The 16,934-nt window shown below is 55.7% G+C and carries 13 protein-coding genes; 4 read left to right on the top strand and 9 right to left on the bottom strand.

Annotation, left to right across the window (positions count from 1 at the left end; translation table 11 throughout):
* Positions 1-36 precede the first annotated feature (36 nt).
* From FHS19_RS16725 to FHS19_RS16715, 3 genes are all read right to left on the bottom strand, one after another.
* On the bottom strand, positions 37-1,002 hold the full coding sequence (locus FHS19_RS16725; RefSeq protein WP_183583027.1) for an ROK family protein: 966 nt from the start codon (positions 1,000-1,002) through the stop codon (positions 37-39).
* Entirely contained in the window at positions 999-2,885 is a 1,887-nt protein-coding gene (locus FHS19_RS16720; protein WP_183583026.1) for a class I mannose-6-phosphate isomerase, read from the bottom strand. The genes FHS19_RS16725 and FHS19_RS16720 overlap by 4 nt, the downstream gene beginning before the upstream one ends.
* A 93-nt stretch (positions 2,886-2,978) precedes the next feature.
* Positions 2,979-3,911, bottom strand: a complete 933-nt coding sequence (locus FHS19_RS16715) for a helix-turn-helix domain-containing protein (RefSeq protein WP_183583025.1) — start codon at positions 3,909-3,911, stop codon at positions 2,979-2,981.
* 411 nt (positions 3,912-4,322) lie between these two features.
* Between FHS19_RS16715 and FHS19_RS16710 the strand changes: the two genes are divergently transcribed.
* Together FHS19_RS16710 and FHS19_RS16705 are read left to right on the top strand one after the other, a co-directional pair.
* The gene (locus tag FHS19_RS16710; protein ID WP_183583024.1) at positions 4,323-4,811 is read left to right on the top strand and encodes a MarR family winged helix-turn-helix transcriptional regulator; all 489 of its coding nucleotides are present in this window, start codon (positions 4,323-4,325) and stop codon (positions 4,809-4,811) included.
* Positions 4,812-5,036: 225 nt separating this feature from the next.
* Positions 5,037-5,798 carry an SDR family NAD(P)-dependent oxidoreductase gene (locus FHS19_RS16705; RefSeq protein ID WP_183583023.1) on the top strand — a complete coding sequence of 254 codons (762 nt, stop codon included), beginning with the start codon at positions 5,037-5,039 and terminating at the stop codon, positions 5,796-5,798.
* 141 nt (positions 5,799-5,939) lie between these two features.
* On the opposite strand, the gene FHS19_RS16700 is transcribed toward FHS19_RS16705, so the two are convergent.
* A complete protein-coding gene (locus FHS19_RS16700) occupies positions 5,940-6,812 on the bottom strand; it encodes an AraC family transcriptional regulator (RefSeq protein ID WP_183583022.1) in 873 nt (290 codons plus the stop codon).
* 325 nt (positions 6,813-7,137) lie between these two features.
* On the opposite strand from FHS19_RS16700, the gene FHS19_RS16695 reads away from it, so the two are divergent.
* A complete protein-coding gene (locus tag FHS19_RS16695; protein WP_183583021.1) occupies positions 7,138-9,861 on the top strand; it encodes an alpha-L-rhamnosidase in 2,724 nt (907 codons plus the stop codon).
* 184 nt (positions 9,862-10,045) lie between these two features.
* On the opposite strand, the gene FHS19_RS16690 is transcribed toward FHS19_RS16695, so the two are convergent.
* The 5 genes from FHS19_RS16690 to FHS19_RS16670 all read right to left on the bottom strand — a co-directional run bounded on the left by FHS19_RS16690 (position 10,046) and on the right by FHS19_RS16670 (position 15,554).
* On the bottom strand, positions 10,046-11,215 hold the full coding sequence (locus FHS19_RS16690; RefSeq protein ID WP_183583020.1) for an MFS transporter: 1,170 nt from the start codon (positions 11,213-11,215) through the stop codon (positions 10,046-10,048).
* A 248-nt stretch (positions 11,216-11,463) separates the two neighbouring features.
* On the bottom strand, positions 11,464-11,949 hold the full coding sequence (locus FHS19_RS16685) for a DUF1572 family protein (protein WP_183583019.1): 486 nt from the start codon (positions 11,947-11,949) through the stop codon (positions 11,464-11,466).
* A 159-nt stretch (positions 11,950-12,108) separates the two neighbouring features.
* Positions 12,109-13,008 carry a LysR family transcriptional regulator gene (locus FHS19_RS16680; protein ID WP_183583018.1) on the bottom strand — a complete coding sequence of 300 codons (900 nt, stop codon included), beginning with the start codon at positions 13,006-13,008 and terminating at the stop codon, positions 12,109-12,111.
* A 260-nt stretch (positions 13,009-13,268) separates the two neighbouring features.
* On the bottom strand, positions 13,269-14,270 hold the full coding sequence (locus FHS19_RS16675) for a ketoacyl-ACP synthase III (protein ID WP_183583884.1): 1,002 nt from the start codon (positions 14,268-14,270) through the stop codon (positions 13,269-13,271).
* A gap of 525 nt (positions 14,271-14,795) precedes the next feature.
* Positions 14,796-15,554: an SDR family oxidoreductase gene (locus FHS19_RS16670; RefSeq protein WP_183583017.1), complete on the bottom strand. Its 759-nt coding sequence runs from the start codon at positions 15,552-15,554 to the stop codon at positions 14,796-14,798.
* A gap of 131 nt (positions 15,555-15,685) precedes the next feature.
* Between FHS19_RS16670 and FHS19_RS16665 the strand changes: the two genes are divergently transcribed.
* The gene (locus FHS19_RS16665) at positions 15,686-16,600 is read left to right on the top strand and encodes a LysR family transcriptional regulator (RefSeq protein WP_183583016.1); all 915 of its coding nucleotides are present in this window, start codon (positions 15,686-15,688) and stop codon (positions 16,598-16,600) included.
* The last annotated feature ends 334 nt before the right edge of the window (positions 16,601-16,934 follow it).

Here is a 16,934-nt window from a genome sequence, read left to right as displayed (position 1 = left end):
CCATAGAAAGCTGCTTTAGGAAAAAAAGATTCCGTATTAATCAAAAAGCATGTCGGCGCCGTAAAAGACCTGCCGCAGCAGATCGTCTTCATACAGCACGGGCAGCCGCACCGGCAGCAGCGCGTGCGTAAGGGAAGCGCCGAAGATCGGCAGGCTTTTGGCGATCTGGCCGCCCAGGATCAGGCGGTCCGGCCGAAAGGCGGCGGCATACGGGCGCAGCATCCGCCCGAGCCGCTCGCCGTAGTCGTGCCAGACCCGGAGGGCGGCGGACTCGCCCCGGGCGGCCGCGGCGGCAAGGTCGATGACATCATCACCTTGCCGCCGGGCATGGAGCGCGTCCGCCAGCGCCAGCACGCCGCGCCTGCCGAACTGGCCGTCGACCGGCTCGCCCTCGAACGTCTCGGCATACAGCATGCCGCTCTCGGGGACGCCGTCCAAGCCGCTGACCGCCCGGCCCCGGTCCATGAAGACCGAGCCGAGACCGGTGCCCAAGGTCAGGCAGAGCAGCCGCTCGGCGGGGAAGCGCTTGGCGGCGCCCATGCCGAACAGGACGGCATCGTTCCCGAAGGCGATGTCCGCAGCCGCGAGCATGCGCATCCATGGGTCGCTGCCCGGCAGCCCGGCGCGGCGGCGAAGCTCCTTCTTGAGCAGCTCACCCACCGGCAGGCCATACAGCTGCTCGTATTTGCCGAGTCCCCGGATGCGGCTGATGCCGCGTTCATAATCGAAGGGACCCGGGAAGGCCGTCCCGATGCGAAACGTCACATCGTGCTCCGGAGTGCCGCTTCCTTTCATATATGCCCCGGCAAGCCGGATGATCAGGCTGGCGAAATGGGCAACGATGCTTTCGGCATCCGCTTCCGAGCGTGAAGGCTGCTCCAGATACGGCTCGGGCAGAAGGATCCCGTTCTCCAGCACACCGCCTTTCATGCTGGTTCCGCCGGCGTCAATGGCCACGGTCACGACCGTCCGGGCAGGTTTGCTGCCGGGGTGGCCGCTCATGCCCGCCCACCGGGCTTCCAGTGATGCGGAAGGAGCGGCGTATTCCAGCCAGGCGAAACCTGGGCACGGATCAAGGTGCAGGGCCCGGGGCCAATCGGCTCGAGCCGGTAGCCGCCGACCGAGGCGGGAACAATGTAAGCCTCCGCGTATCCCCATTCCACGGCGGCATCCTCGTCATGCTCCGGAATCAGGCGGACGCGCTGCCCCTCGACCAGGTTGTACATGACAAAACCGTCCTCGGTATGATCCTCCCACGGTCCGTCAAGACGCAGCCGTTTGACCTGGAACAGCAGGTCGTCCCGCTCGCCGAGCAGTTCCTCGGTGCTGTTCCCCTGCACGCGGCTGATCTTGGGCTTCGCGATCAGATGCTCCTGAACGTACGCGGTGTCGAAAGCGTCGATCATGTTCTGCTCCGCATGGTCCCGGTTGATCGGCCGGGGCCGGCCGTCCTGGTCGAGGCGAAGGTGATCGTAAATTTTAAAGGTAAACCACCAGGTCGTGGACGATATTTCGAGCACGAGATTGTCCCTGCCGGAAAAATGAACAGCACCCGGCGGAATCAGGAAAAGATCCCCTTTGCGGGATTCCCATACATTGACATACTGCCCGATGTCGAGCGGCTGCCGCGACTCATGGGCATGATCCACCGCCTGAAGCAAGCCGCTGCCGCCCGTTCCCTTCTGGAAGCCCAAGGCAACGATGGGGGAGGCCCCCGGCTTTTGCTCCATAATGTAATAGGATTCCTGCTGTGTCATCGTTTCGTTGAACGTCCGCTCGATGTATGCCTGCTGCGGATGCACCTGCAGCGACAGGTTGTCGCCGTCGATCGTATCCAGGTAGTCGAAGCGGATCGGAAAATAATCCCCGAACAGCTCCACATTGCGCCCTCCCATGATTTCCTCTGGGTGGGAGGTAAGCAGGAGCGAAAACGGAACTTCGATGACGCTGCCGTTTGCTTCGATCAACAGCGTATTCTCGGGGGCGATTGGCTCAAATGACCAGGCGCAGTTGCGCCAATCTTCGGGCAATCCGCACAGCTCCTTCAAGTACTGCCCGCCCCAAATACCGGGCGCGAAGAAAGGCTTGACCCGAAACGGGCGGCGGGCGGCGGCGGCCAGCAGCTCCCTGAGCGCCGGGAGAGTAGCCCAGGCCGGCGATTCCGGCTGATTCATATCAATGTACACATCGTAATCATATAAATGCTGATTCCGATAGTTCTCCCACACGGGCCATTCCAGGAACAGGGCCTGTTTGTACGTCTCGACGGGATCGGCGCTTTCGCCTAGGCCGAGACTGCCCATGCCCATCCGGTGGAGCTTTTGCTGATACTCCCTGGACAGGTCGCAGTAGACGGAAACATCCGGAGCGGGGCAGAGGAAGAGCGCCCCGGGACCGGCGGTGACGACCATCGGAATCGGAGTTTCGCCGGTTTTGACCGCTTCGCTGCAGTTTCTCAGCTTCTGCTGAACGTCCCGGAGCCACGCTTTTTCAGCCCCCTCCTGAAAATAGCCGCCTTCCGAAACGTCGGCGGCGATTCTGCCAAACGCGCGGTTATCGGTCAGATAGGGATGAAACTGCTGCAGAAGTTCTTCCGGTTTCTTCATGTAACGGGAAGTGTCGATTCCGATCCAGGGAATGTCCTCTTCCTCGCAGTAAGTGCGGAGCCGGTTCACCCAGCGGCCGTACTGGGCTCCGTTCGCCGCATCGATCGCGACGACAAAAGCTTCGCCGCCGTGATTTTTGTACATGGCGGTCAGCCGGGCCATCAAGGAATCGTAATCTTTGGAGAAGCCGTCCACAATAAGGGCCGGTTCCCCGAGGCTGTGAACAGGAATGGAATTGACGGGTAAAGGATTAAAGGATGGGGGTGCTGTTGCAGTCATGGTGCTTCCTCCCTCTTGTCTGTCGTTATGTGTAACATTGTAAGACGAGGGAGAGGAGGCGTCTTTAAACGATCTAGAACAGCTTTTGTACAATCAGGACATGTTCGGAGGGAAATGTTCTTTGCCCGAACGTCCTTCGCTGAACTGGGAGCGCCTGAATTTGGCGGGGGATACGCCGAGCCGGCGGGTAAATATTCGTGTGAAATAATGGACCGACTGAAAGCCGCACTGCGATGCGATCTCTTTGACGGGCAGGTCGCTCTGAAGCAGCAGCTGGGAAGCCCGGCGCACCCGGCGTTCCTGAATATAGTGGACGAACGATTGGCTCAGGTTGGCCTGAAACAACCTGGTTAAATGGCGGGACGAAATATGCAGGTGCCCGGCAACCAAGGCGAGTGTCAGCTCTTCGCCCAGGTTGTCGTCAATGAACAGCTTGGCCTGCCGGAACAGAGAGTTCTCTTCGGCCGTATCCACTTCCAAGCCGGCTTCCGGCGTATCCTGCCGCTGTGTGCCGTGCAGGGAGAGGATGGACAGCATCAGCGACATGGAGATGTGGCTGAGTACCGGCAGGGGGGCGGGTTTCGAACTTTGAAACAGTGAGATGAGCGCATCCCATAGATGCCCGGCGGGCTGCTCGTCAGCGCCATCCATCACCGGCTGCCCATGCTCCGCCAAGTGCCGGTAAGCCTCCATATATATGTTACTGGTGTGCTTTTCATCTACCTCGAAGGCGGCATAGACGAGCGTAAGACCGGTATCGCTTTGGATCTGGTGCCAGACTCCGGGTAGGGACAGGAAAGCGGTGCCTTTTTTCAACGGGTATTCTTTGCCTTGTTCGATATATTCGCCTTCGCCGTCCACAACGTAACAGGCTTCAAAAAAAGAGTGACGGTGCATGGAATTGTCGTAGTGCGTGGGCATAAACCCCCAGTACATAATGGCGATGGACAGGCCGGCTTCCTCCAGCCGGGTCAGTTCGCGGTTGCAGACTTGATTGGCCCGGCGAAAAACGGATTGGATCGTCATGGCAGGCGGTTCTCCTTTGGAATGATGGGTGAACTTTGAAGAGTAGCTGTGTTAGGGTGCGATTGGAACAGCCATAAGCGAAAGGTCACGGAAATGTGAGTCTAAATGCCATTCTAGACCATTCCGTCTCCAAAATACAGTCGGGTGTTAAGGGAGAAATGAAGGGAGATGGCAATGAGAACCGGGTCGTCTTTGCGAGTCTGAGGCGAATGAACGTTAATATCCTTTCAAGACAATTCAAGACAATCGGTTCGGACTGCCGAGAAGGTATTTAATAGCTGAACGATCCTCTCCGTGGATAGGGCTCGCAAGGACGTGTCCAAACCACTTGTTTGTGCTAAACTGTTGGTGTAATTAAGAAATATTGACAGACGACGATGAGTTTAATATATTTTTAGGGAGACTAAATAAATGCCGCAATCATTTCAAAACAGCATCGGGTACTGGATCAAACAAATTTTTCGGGAGACCGGCAGGCTTTACGATCAGCGGTTGGCCCAATATGGCATAACCACTTCGCAGGTTGGGGTCCTTGTCCAGCTGTGGAACGTCGGGGATGGGCTGACCCAGAAAGAGCTGCATGAGCGGCTTCGGATTCGGCCAGCGTCGCTGACCAACCTGCTGGATCCGCTGGTCAAGGGAGGCTGGGTTATCCGTAAACAGGATGCAGAGGATGCCAGGGTGAAGCGTATATTTCTTACGGACGCCGGCCGGTCGTTGGAACAGGTTTGCGGCGGTATCGTGGAAGACATCGAAGAGCGAATCCAACAGCAGCTGACCCCGGAGGAGAGCGCATTGATGCTCGTTTGGCTGAGGAAGATCCACGGCGGCGTGATGGAAGGAGGAGAGGATCGAGGGAAAGATGTGCACCCGTTATTTATAGAGAATGATCCGGAATAAGCGAAGGTAGCAGAGGTAGCAGAGTAGCGAAGGCATCAGAGGTATCCTGGTGGTTGGCATCAAGGAAAGCAGGCAGGAAGCGTCGGAGAATCGGGGATGCAAGCACGCATCGTGATTCGTGGCGTCTTTTTTTGAATATATATTTAGGTTGACTAAATGTTTAAGTGCCTAAACAAAGCGCAACGCAATTTATTGTTCATTTTTAATTATGAAGGAGAGATCGGGATGGAACTGGGACTTAGAGACAAGGTTGTAGTCATCACTGGAAGCTCAAGCGGAATCGGAGCGGCGACGGCTGAAAAATTCGGTATGGAAGGAGCCAAGGTTGCCGTTACGTATGCGAGCGGGCGGGAGGCGGCGGAACATACGGCGGAGAAAATCAAAAGCTATGGAGCAGAGGCCATTGTAGTCCATTATGATTTAACGGACGACCGTTCCATGGATCAAGCCGTACAGCGGATTGCTGAGACATGGGGAGGGATTCAGGTACTCGTTAACAATGCCGTTCTGTGGGGAGACCGCAGCATCATGGGCTTGGCCTTTGAAAACACAGATGCGGGCGGTTGGAGACGAGTCATTCGTGCAAATCTCGAAGGATATTACTACACTATTCAGAAGGTACTACCATTGATGCGGACATCCGGATGGGGAAGGATCATCAACATCTCTTCGGAGCTAGCTGAGGACGGCATGGCTGGAGGCGGGGCATATACAGCGGCCAAGGCCGGCTTGCACGGATTGACGGCGACGCTGTCTAAAGAGCTGGGACCCGATGGAATCCTGACGAATGTGGTGATGCCGGGCTGGACCATGACGGAGAAAGCCCTGACGACCTTCCCGGCGGAGATGATCGAAAAGGAGCGGGAGAACGTGCCAACGCGCAAACATAGCGTGCCTGAGGATATTGCGAACCTGATCGTCTTTCTCGGGTCTGAGGCAAACGGGAATATTAACGGCGAACTGATTCGGGTTACCGGAGGAAAATAAATATAAAAGGTTGATAAGAACTTCAGCCCCCTCTCTTGAGGAGGCTTTTTTGTATCCTGGAGTGTTGCTGAAATAACGGTTCGAAAAGGGAGGTGCGGGGCTTCTGCTAACTATCCGATGTTTCCAAATATCACCTGTCGCTCAGCCCTTCCGCTGCTGCCGGTACTGCCTGGGCGTGAGGCCGGTCTTTTGCTTAAACAGCCGGTGAAAAAACTTTAAATCGCTGTACCCGGCGCGGGCGGCGATTTCGGTGACGCTGCTGTCGCTTTCGATCAGCATGCGGCACGCGGCATCCATGCGGATGCCCTGTAAATAGGCGGTGAAGCTCATTCCCGTCTGGCGGGCAAACAGCCGGCTGAAATGTCTCGGGCTGAGGCTGGCCTGGGCGGCCAGCTCGCCCAGCCGCAAATCGGTGGCGAAGTGACGCTCCATATAAGCGATCGATTCGTCGATCGTCAGCGAGCCTTGGCGCCTGGCGGCGGGCGGATCCAGCTGCAGCCGGTGTCGGTACAGTCCGGTCAGCACCCGGACGAGCAGCGAGGTCAGCAGCAGCATCCAGCCGGGGCTTCGTCCGGCATATTCCCGGTACAGCTCGCGGAATAAGGCGTGGTATTCGCCGTTCTGGTCTTTAATTTCCAGCCAGGGCATATCCGGATCCAAAAAGGCGGCGAACACCTCGCGTTCCCGCGGGAAGGCGGCTTCAAGCTCCTGGAGATAATCGGCCGGAAAAATGCAGTTGTACACAACCAGCTGCCGGTCCTTGCGCGGGGTTTTCGGCCGGAACACGTGCGAGAGTCCGATCGGGATGAGAAAGAGGCTGCCCTGCTCGGCCGGCCATGTTTCTCCGCCGATATAATGGACGCCCGACCCTTCGCTGACATAGGTCAGCTCCACAAATTCGTGCGAGTGTTCCAGCATGTCGAACGATTCGGATACGCGGTTGACGTAGAAGGGTACCCCCGGCTCAAAAAAGCTGTCCATCCGCAGCAGGGCCTGGCTTCGTTTTATGCTCATCTGCCTTCTCTCCTCGGAGGTAGATTTTTATAAATTCATATACCTTTGCTCCTATCCTAGGCGAACATTGGCAATATGTCCAGATCAGCCTATGTTTTCGTCCGGATCACCGCCTGTATCGCGCAGCCGCCTTTTTTATAATATCAGAAAGTATAAACTCCAGAGCCATGGCTTCCTGATATTGCAAGAAAAATGACCTTTAAACGCGGTCTGTCTTCTTTGAAGGTACGTCGATTGACGTTTTTCTTACAATGGAAGCAGTAGTAAAGAAACATGGCTAAAAAAATCCTGGCTAGCATCCAACGCAAAAACGGGAGGGAAGTCTATGTCAACGCTTGGCATTACGAAATTGACCTGCGAGTACCGCAGTGAGCCGCTGGGGCTCGGCACGGAGCGTCCCCGCTTCAGCTGGCAGCTCACATCCGGCCGGATGCATGTGCTGCAGTCGGCATATCATCTTCAGGTGGCGGGAGAGGAAGGTGATTTTGACGGGGATCATCTGATTTGGGACACGGGCGTCGTGGACTCGGACCAATCGGTGCTTGTCGAATATGCGGGTGCCGCGCTTCTGTCCGGCCAACGCTGCAGCTGGCGCGTCAAAGTGTGGGACCAGCAGGGGCAGGAGTCGGAATGGAGCGACACGTCGTATTTTGAAATGGGACTGCTGCGGACGGCGGACTGGAGTGCGGATTGGATCACGCCGGAGCCGGGACGGATCGATCCCCAGGCAGAGGAGGCCTTCCTTCTTCGGAAAGGGTTCCGCGTGAGCAAAGACGTCCGGAAGGCACGAATTTATGCGACGAGCCTCGGCTTCTATGAGCTGGAGCTGAACGGCGAGCGGGTGGGCGACTGGGCATTCACGCCCGGCTGGACCAGCTACCGGCATCGGCTGCAGGTTCAGGCCTATGACGTCACCGACCTGGTCCGTTCCCGGGCTGACAATGCCATCGGCGCGGGGCTGGCCAACGGATGGTATAAAGGCAATCTGGCTTGGGAGAACCATCGCAACCTGTTTGGGGACCAGCGGGCGCTGCTGCTTCAGCTGCATCTGGAATATGCGGACGGCAGCACGGAGGTCATCGGAAGCGATCCTTCCTGGAAAGCGTCAACCGGTCCGGTCCGTATGTCGGAAATTTACCACGGAGAAACGTATGATGCGCGGCTGGAGTCGGCCGGCTGGAGCCAGCCTGGATTTGATGATGGGAACTGGGTAGACGTGGCGAAGCTGGATCACGCCAAGGACATCCTCGTCATGCAGGAAAACGAGCCGGTCCGGGTAGTTCAAGAGTTGAAACCGGTTACAGTACTACGGACGCCTGAAGGAGATACCGTACTCGACATGGGGCAGAACATGGTGGGCCGCATGCACATGCGCCTGAATCTGCCGGCCGGCACGGCGATTACGCTGAAGCACGCGGAGGTGCTGGACAGCCGCGGCAATTTTTACACGGGCAATCTTCGCAAGGCAAAGCAGTCCGTAACGTATATCTGCAAAGGCGGCGGTGAGGAAACGTATGAGCCCCATTTCTCCTTCCAGGGCTTCCGTTATGTGAAGGTCGAGGGCTGGCCGGATGCCGAGCCGCTGAATCCAGACCGTTTTACAGGCCGTGTCATGCACACGGATATGCCGCAGACAGGGCGGTTTGAGTGCTCGCATGAGCTGTTGAACCAGCTGCAGCATAACATCGAGTGGGGCCAGCGCGGCAACTTCCTGGACATCCCGACCGACTGCCCGCAGCGTGACGAGCGGCTGGGCTGGACCGGTGACGCTCAGGTGTTTGTCAGAACAGCCGCGTTTAATTTCGGCGTGGCGCCGTTTTTCTCCAAGTGGCTGCACGACCTGAAGGCCGACCAGCGGGAGGATGGCGGCGTGCCGCATGTCATACCGCAGGTTCTCGACGATAATGCCTGCTCGTCCGCGGCTTGGGGAGATGCCGCCGTCATTTGTCCGTGGACGATCTATCTTTGCTATGGAGACAAGCGGATTCTGGAAGAGCAATATGACAGCATGAAGGCGTGGGTGGACCATATCCGAGCCCAAGGGGACAACGAATATTTGTGGAATACCGGTTTCCATTTCGGCGACTGGCTGGCGCTTGACGCGAAGGAAGGCAGCTATGTCGGGGCGACGCCGAGGGATCTGATCGCCACCTGCTTCTATGCTTACTCGACCTCACTGTTCGTGAAGACCGCCGAAGTTCTCGGACGTACCGAGGATGCCGCCGTATATCGCCAGCTGTACGAAAAGGTGGCCGAAGCGTTCCTGAACGAGTTCGTCACGCCGGGCGGAAGGCTGGCCGCGCATACGCAGACCGCCATGATCCTTCCGCTGATGTTCGGGCTGGTGGAAGGGGAGGTCCGGCGCCGAATGGCCGCTACACTGGCGGAGTACGTCAAAGAACAGAACCACCATTTGACCACCGGATTCGTCGGTACGCCGTACCTGTGCCATGTGCTGACGGAGAACGGCTACCACGATCTGGCCGTGAAGCTGGCGATGCAGGAGGATTACCCGTCCTGGCTGTATTCGGTCAAGCAGGGGGCGACCACGATCTGGGAGCATTGGGACGGTATCAAGCCGGACGGCTCGTTCTGGAGCGACGACATGAACTCGTATAACCACTACGCCTTCGGCGCCATCGGCGACTGGCTGTACCGGGCTGTGGCAGGGCTGGATCTGAATGAAGCTGAAGGACCGGGGTACAAGCGGATCCGGCTTCGTCCGCGGACCGACTCGGCACTGTCCTATGCCAAAGCGGCACTTGACTCGATGTACGGCACGATCCGGAGCGAATGGAGCTTGTCGGACGAGGACGGGGACATCCCGCAGGCGTCCTACGAATTCGAAATTCCGCCGAACACGACGGCTGAGGCCGAACTGCCGGGTGCATCGATTGCAACGACGCAGGTTAACGGACAGCCGGCGGATCAGGCATCGGGTGTGCTGAGCGCCAGGGAAGACGGCGGAGGAGCACTAAAGCTGGAGCTGGGATCCGGCGTATACCGGGTGACCGTCCAGCAGCCGAGTCCAGCGCTGTCCGGGGCGTAAAGCTAGGAAGCTAGAGAGGATTGCTGAAGCCGGGGCATCACGCTTGGAACGACAGGGGTTGGCAAAATAAGCTCTTGTTGTAATGATGTTTGTTATAAAAAGAAAGCAAGCCTCGCCGACAGGGTCGGCGGGGCTTTTTTTGATATGGGTGAGTGCTACTTGGAAAGGGTCTTGATGGGCCTTTTTACGCCTGCGGTACCGGCTCTTTCGCCAGGACGCGGCTCGTGCCAAAGATAAGCAGGGACGCGGCGAAGCAGCAGGCCGAGAACAGGCCGACGGCCGCATACCCGCCCGATCCGGCGTACAGCAGGCCGGCAAGGGAGGCGCCGACTGTCGTGGCGGCGTTCATTGTCGCCGTAGCCGTGCTTGAGATTGTCCCCCGCAGCGACGGATTCAGGCTGTTCAGGACGCCCATGATCATCGGGAAAAGAATACCCAGGATGAAAAAGATGGCGAAATACATCATCGACGCGGTTATGAAAGACGGCAGGTGCGGAAGCGCGGCATAGCCGATCATCAGGAGCGGCACCGCAGCGGCTACGATCCTGGACGGCGTCCACAGGCTGTTGACATATCCGCTCACGAGACTGCCGGCCAAATTGCCCACGCCGAGGAAAATCATAATCGTGCCGATCTGGTCAACGGGAAGGTGAAAGCGTTCCGCCGACCATTTGCCCAAAAACGCGAACGCGGCATTGCTGCCCAGATGAATCAGGAAATAAGACAGGAAAGCGCCTCTGGCCCTGCCGCTTCCGAGAAGCGGTGCGTATCTGCGCCAGAAGGCCTGCCGCGATAAAATGGCATTGGGCTGAGGCTTTATGGAAGGCAGGATGAATAAGGCAGCTCCGGCAAGCAGCAGGGACAGGACTCCGATCGCGAAAAAGGGGAGGGACCATCGGGCTGCCGCCAGCCAGCTGCCGATCGGAACGCCGAACGCCTGGGATACGGCGAGACCCGCATAGGCAAGCCCCATCGCTTTGCCCTTTTTCTCTGCGGGCAGCAGCGTTTGAATGGAAGCCCACACCTGCGGGGCGGCAAAAGCCGCGCTGATTCCGGCCAGGAGCCGGAACAGGCACATGGTCCAGAAGTCTGCGGCCAATCCGCACAGCGCAGTGGACACTGCAAAGCCCAGCAACCCGAGCAGCATGACCTTCTTCCGGTCCAACCCGTCCGAGAGCGGGCCGGCAATCAAGGCGAAGACCGCAGCGCCAAGCGTGTAGGAGCCCATCATCCAGCCGGACATTCCCGTGGGGACGCCGTACAGGTCCTGAAGCGTCGGAATCATCGGAGAGATGAGAAAGGTATCTGTCCCGATCATAAACATGATCAGAAAAAACAAGGCGGTTAATTTCATTTTTTATTCTCCTTTCCTCCTCCGTGGTTGCGGAGAGGGTGTTCTTGCTGCCATTGTATCGCTTAATAGTGACAATTATTGTCATGAACTTTTAGAGTACAAAAATATGCGAAAAAGCACGAGAAGCGCCGCCGTAACTGTAAGTGCTCCCGGGCAGCCCACCTAGTGAATGGTATGCTTTTGTCTTCGTGCGGTATGGAAAGGAACAGGGAGGCATATGCCCCACTGTTTTGAAAGACGCCTGTGGGTCAAGACAGGCTGACCCATTGATCCTTGCGGTACTGCTTGGCGATATAAACGATTTGGCCGGTGTGGTAGGCGTAATGGTACAGGCTTTTTTCAATGGCCTCAATGACGGTTATGGGCTGGCCCTTGATCCTGATTTCCGCAAGCAGCTGATCTTCCCGGATCGCACCGATCTGTTTCAGGAACAGGCCCCAGCCGTGTTCCCAGCGACTCAGCAGGGCTGCGCGGTCCAGCTTTTCCGGAATAAACTCCGCATCGCGGTTCCGGTCCGGCTTTTCCCCGTCGGTGGTGAACATATCGGTCCATCGGGAAATCATATGCCCGCTCATATGCTTGACGATCACAGCGATGCTGTTGGAACCGGGTTCCGGCGCCCAAGCAAGGGCAGCATCATCAAGCTGCCCGATGGCAGCCTCGGCGGTGCGTTTCATTTCTTCCAGGCGGGATTTGACCGCGCTTTGGTATGATGTGAACAATGTGGATGTCATCTGTTGTGCCTCCTTTGGGATATCGGTCTGAAAAACAAAAAATCTCATTCATGTCTCCTACACAGCGGTTTCATGACCGTGCTGTGCTTTCAGCATAATGAGATTTCGAATATAAATCCAATATATATATCAAGCAGTATCATCAATTAAATTGATGATTTAAGACCCGACTTGGGACAGCGGCGGAGCTATCATGGCGATAAAATTGGCCGCCGGCGCCAAGGGCTCTTCACCAATTCGAGTGTATAGGCGGATCGGGTGCTTGACGCGCATTCCGGGAACGCGGACCTCCGCAAGCTCACCGGATTTGAGTTCCCGGGAGACCGCAAGCGAAGGCACAAAAGAAACGCCGTATCCCGATTTGACGGCTTCAATCGTCTCCTGCATCCCTTCAATACAAATCCCGGTCCGCGGCTTCGGCACTTCATAGGCGTCGCACAGGGAGAAGAGCTTTCTGCGGGTATAGCTGCCTTCTTCCCTGAGGATAAAGGCGGTTGTCGTCAGCTCCTGGAGCGTTGTGGCGGCACCCGCCAAGGGGTGGTCCCGGTGGACGATGAAGATCAGCTCATCCTCCAGCAGCGTGATATACTCCAAGCCGGAATCCTTCGGGCCTTCACCGCAGATGAGCGCGATATCCGCCGAGTGGTCGAGCAGCCGCTCCATTGCGGTACGGGAGCTGCCACGGGTCAACTGGACATGCACCTTCGGATACTGCTGCTTGAAGCGGACGATCCAGCCGGGGAGCACCGTCCGGCCGGGCAGATCCGTGGCGCAGATCCGGAGGCTGCCTTCGAGCCCGATTTTGAGTGCGTTCATTTCCCGCTCCATATCGTATTCCAGCGAAAACAGCTGTCGTGCCCGGGCGGCCAGCCGCTCGCCGGCTGGCGTCAATTGGATCGAGCGCCCCTTGGAGGCAACCAGCTTCATCCCGAGCTCCTGCTCCAGATTCCGCAGCTGGGCGGTGGCCGCGGGCTGGCTGAGCAGCAGGTTGCCGGCGGCCCGGGTCACGCTTCCCGTGCTGGCCACCTCCGCAAAGACGCGCAATGCGTGCAGATTCATTTTTCTCCCACCTTTGACGTTGGATTGTATTCAATTGTTGTATCATACCGTAATCATATACTTTAAAATAATCATCCATCTCATTAATGAGTCGGGATATTGTATCCATCAGATCGATGAGTTGTTCTTATTTTAACGTGTAGGATGCTGACCGTAAAGGCCGCAGGAGAAGAGGCTCGTGAATTAATGAATTAATGAAAAAAGGCCTCCGACATGGTCGGAAGCCCTTAAACATTTACGTCACACTCTTCGCCACATGATCAGCCACGGGCATCCAAATCCCATTTCAGGATCAGTCCGGCATGGGTCAAGCCGCCGCCGAATCCGTACAGCAGCAGCGTGTCTCCGTTCTGCAGCTTTCCTTCGTCCAGACCGAGCTGAAGCGCCAGCGGAATCGACACCGAAGATGTGTTGCCGTAATACTCCATGCTGGTCAGCGTTTTCTCCACGGGGATGCCGGCTTTTTCGCAGATGGACTCAACCATGCGGAAATTGGCGCTGTGCGGAACAAACCAATTCACGTCCTCGGCCGTCATTCCCGCCTGCTCCAGCAAAGTCTCTACGCCCTGAGGTACGGTTCGCGTCGCCCATTTGTAGACTTCCCGTCCGTTTTGGACCATTTTCTCGCTCGTTAGCAGCTCCTCACCGTCCATCGTTGTGGACAGGTTCGTGCGATAAACGTGGATGCCGCCTTCGCCGTTCGTACCCAAATGGGCCGTGATAAAGCTCGGACGCTGCTCGTCCTTCTCGACCAGAACGGCCGCGGCCCCGTCGCCGAACAGGATGCAGGTCGACCGGTCCGTGTAATCCGTAACGCGGGAAAGTGTTTCGGCCGCAACCACCAGGACCTTCCGGTGCAGACCGGACGTAATCAGGCCGTTGGCCATATGCAGTGCATAGGTAAAGCCCGCGCAGGTGGCGTTCAGGTCAAATGCCGCAGTGCTCGGGATGTGAAAATGCCCTTGGATTTGGCAGGCCACGCTAGGAAACGCATAATCCGGTGTCGTCGTCGATACAATGATGCAGTCCACGTCGGTCAGGTCCTGACCGTAACGGCTGACCAAGTCTTCCACGGCTTTATAAGCCATGGTGGAGGAGTATTCGTTCTCTCCGGCAATCCGCCGCTCCCGCATGCCGGTCCGCTGGACGATCCACTCGTCGTTCGTATCCACCATCTGCTCCAGGTCTGCGTTCGTCAATTTTTTCTCCGGAACATAGCTGCCAATGGCTGTAATGCGGGCTGTTGATACGGTTAGGTTCATCATCAATCGCTCCTTTTACTAAAAGAATAAGCTTCCGTATGTTCAGAAAATAAGGGCTATATAACATTTCTGCTAACAAATTAATATCAAGTATTAGTAGTTGGTACTAATTATAATCCTGATCAGGGGAGAGGTCAATAAAATAATGTGTGTTGTCATAATTAGTGATAATTTTTTTCATGATTTATGGGAAATATGTCCATAATTAATGAGAAAGTGAATAAATACACATAAATTTGCATACAGAAGTGAATCAAAAAAACACCATTAGACGGTCCTCCTTAATCAATTCAGCTTGATTAAGCGTTCAACAAATTCAATTTCATCATAGGGTATCCAAAACGGACCTTCCCCAGTGCGCACTTTTGCCCGATTCGAGCCCTTCCAGCACCAGTCGAATCGAGGGTATAATAAAAACACATCCCATGAATAAAGGATGTGTTTACAGATGGCCTTCGCATTTTCTAAATTTGTTTTAGGCGAAACTGCGTAATCCTTCATTTAGAGATAACACTCGAGACCGCATCACCACGGGATCTTTCCGAGTTTCGCCTGCGAGAACGTGCCTGTCGGACCGTCCGGCCCGAGCAGCGCAAGGCGCACCGCCTCTTGGGCGCCCTCCTCGACAGTCTCAATGCCCTGATAGTGGTTGAGATTCGTCTTGGTGAAGCCCGGGGCTGCGGCGTTGACCTTGATCCCGGTCGACTCCAACTCGATTGCCATGGCCAGCGTCATGGCGTTGAGAGCGGCTTTGGACGCAGGATAAATGGGGCCGAAGGTCGAGCGCAATTCAAAGGACGGGTCTGCATTCATTGTCAGAGAGCCGACGCCACTCGACACGTTGACGATGCGGGCTGCCGGCGCTTCTCGCAAGAGCGGCAGCATCGCCTGGTAAACGGCGAGAGGGCCGAACACGTTGGTCTCCCATACCGCACGCATTTCATCGAGGGACGCTCTGCTCGGGCGGGTCAACTCGACGAACTCCTTGAGGGACATACCGGGACGCATGCTCGTATTTGAGATCGCCGCGTTGTTGACGAGTACGTCGAGACGTCCAAACTCCTTGCGGATGCGCTCCGCTGCGGCGGTGATCGAAGCCTGATCCGTCACGTCGAGTTGGAGCGCGCGCGCTTCCGGCCCAACCTCCTTGGCCGCGGCCTCGCCGCGATCGAGATTGCGTGACCCGATCAACACGGTGAAGCCGTGTGCCACGAGATCCTTTGCGATTTGCAGACCGATTCCTTGATTGGCCCCGGTGACCAGGGCGACGAGTTTGTCTTTCATAGTTAAATTCGCTCCTCTCATTCTCTTTCTTCTTCCACTCTAATGTTATGGTTGAAGCGCTTGATTCGGAAGTTCAAATAAGTTAGCATGGTATGAACTATTCGTTCATGCAAAAATAAGGAGGGCTTGGATTGAATGAACAATTGAACACGTTTATTCAGGTGGCGGAGTCCGGAAGCTTTTCCAAGGCAGCCGAAAAACTGTTTGTTTCTCCAACCGCTGTAATGAAACAGATGAATTTGTTGGAGAAACAGGTGGGAGTGCCTCTATTGATTCGCACTAACCATGGGATCGGGCTCACCGAGGCCGGAAAATCCTTTTACAAGGATGCGGCATTCATGCTGCAGTACTTTCAAGAAGTCCTGCTGCGTATTCATCACACCGCCAAAGCCGATCAGCTTGTCATTCGCGTGGGAACTTCCATCCTTAATCCCTGCAAGGTTCTGCTGAATCTGTGGAATGATATCTGCGGCGAATATCCGCAATATAAAATAAACATCATCCATTTTGAGGATGATGCTTACACACTCCCGACAACCTATCGCACCATAGGCAAACATTTTGATATCATCGTAGGACCCATCTTAACAGAAAACTGGAAGGATTATTTCCGCGTGCTTGAGTTGGGAAGTTACCGCTTTTGCTTTGCTGTACCTCGAAACCATCGGCTGGCTTCTCAAAAAACCTTGTCCGTCAAAGATTTGCATGGAGAGAAGTTGGCAGTGGTAAACGGTGGAAAAAGTTCAGTAATTGATGAAGTTCATGATTTTTTATTAAAGAAGCATCCCGAAATAAAAATTAAAGATATTGTGCGAATTTTTGATCTTGAAGTATTCAACCTGTGCGTGGAAAGTGGAGCCGTCCTCTTAACATTGGATGCATGGGAAGATGTTCATCCATCCTTGGTAACCATCCCCTGTGATCTGGATTTCACGATCCCCTATGGTTTGATGTACCCCTTGTCTCCTTCCGCGGAAGTCCAACAGTTTATTGAAATCATAACCTCGATTATCCGTACCTCCGTAACCACGAAGGAAGCGCGGTAAAGGGTGACTAGTTTGAACCTCATCGCGACGGACAACGTAAACCCGAAGGCGGCGTAGACAGCTGCTCGGTGCTGATCGAATCAGACCGGGCGTGTCCAACCCGAACATCACGGCATATATGCCTCTCACGCATCGTAGCTGATACCAGGGGCAAGTGGATTGTAATATATGGTAAACAACCGACCACAAGGATCTGAACATAGTTCCGTGTAAATTGGAACTTGGTTGAATAAAACTTAATGTTGAGCAGGCTACAGTAGCCTGCTCATTTTATTAAGCTAACGGTCAGGATAGTTTAATGCGATATCGAAATATTTCAATTGAAGGAATGGAA

Origin of the sequence: Paenibacillus rhizosphaerae (genome assembly GCF_014192015.1) — a bacterium.
GTDB lineage: Bacteria > Bacillota > Bacilli > Paenibacillales > Paenibacillaceae > Paenibacillus_AQ > Paenibacillus_AQ rhizosphaerae.
Note: the sequence above shows the minus strand (reverse complement) of the source record. Positions and strands in the feature narration are given on the sequence as shown.

Bases quoted from the DNA above. Each gene is read 5' to 3' on its own strand.
- FHS19_RS16705 (WP_183583023.1), top strand. From the start codon at position 5,037: ATGGAACTGGGACTTAGAGACAAGGTTGTAGTCATCACTGGAAGCTCA.
- FHS19_RS16680 (WP_183583018.1), bottom strand. From the start codon at position 13,008: ATGAATCTGCACGCATTGCGCGTCTTTGCGGAGGTGGCCAGCACGGGA.
- FHS19_RS16710 (WP_183583024.1), top strand. From the start codon at position 4,323: ATGCCGCAATCATTTCAAAACAGCATCGGGTACTGGATCAAACAAATT.
- FHS19_RS16685 (WP_183583019.1), bottom strand. From the start codon at position 11,949: ATGACATCCACATTGTTCACATCATACCAAAGCGCGGTCAAATCCCGC.
- FHS19_RS16715 (WP_183583025.1), bottom strand. From the start codon at position 3,911: ATGACGATCCAATCCGTTTTTCGCCGGGCCAATCAAGTCTGCAACCGC.
- FHS19_RS16700 (WP_183583022.1), bottom strand. From the start codon at position 6,812: ATGAGCATAAAACGAAGCCAGGCCCTGCTGCGGATGGACAGCTTTTTT.
- FHS19_RS16670 (WP_183583017.1), bottom strand. From the start codon at position 15,554: ATGAAAGACAAACTCGTCGCCCTGGTCACCGGGGCCAATCAAGGAATC.
- FHS19_RS16675 (WP_183583884.1), bottom strand. From the start codon at position 14,270: ATGAACCTAACCGTATCAACAGCCCGCATTACAGCCATTGGCAGCTAT.
- FHS19_RS16725 (WP_183583027.1), bottom strand. From the start codon at position 1,002: ATGAGCGGCCACCCCGGCAGCAAACCTGCCCGGACGGTCGTGACCGTG.
- FHS19_RS16690 (WP_183583020.1), bottom strand. From the start codon at position 11,215: ATGAAATTAACCGCCTTGTTTTTTCTGATCATGTTTATGATCGGGACA.
- FHS19_RS16695 (WP_183583021.1), top strand. From the start codon at position 7,138: ATGTCAACGCTTGGCATTACGAAATTGACCTGCGAGTACCGCAGTGAG.
- FHS19_RS16720 (WP_183583026.1), bottom strand. From the start codon at position 2,885: ATGACTGCAACAGCACCCCCATCCTTTAATCCTTTACCCGTCAATTCC.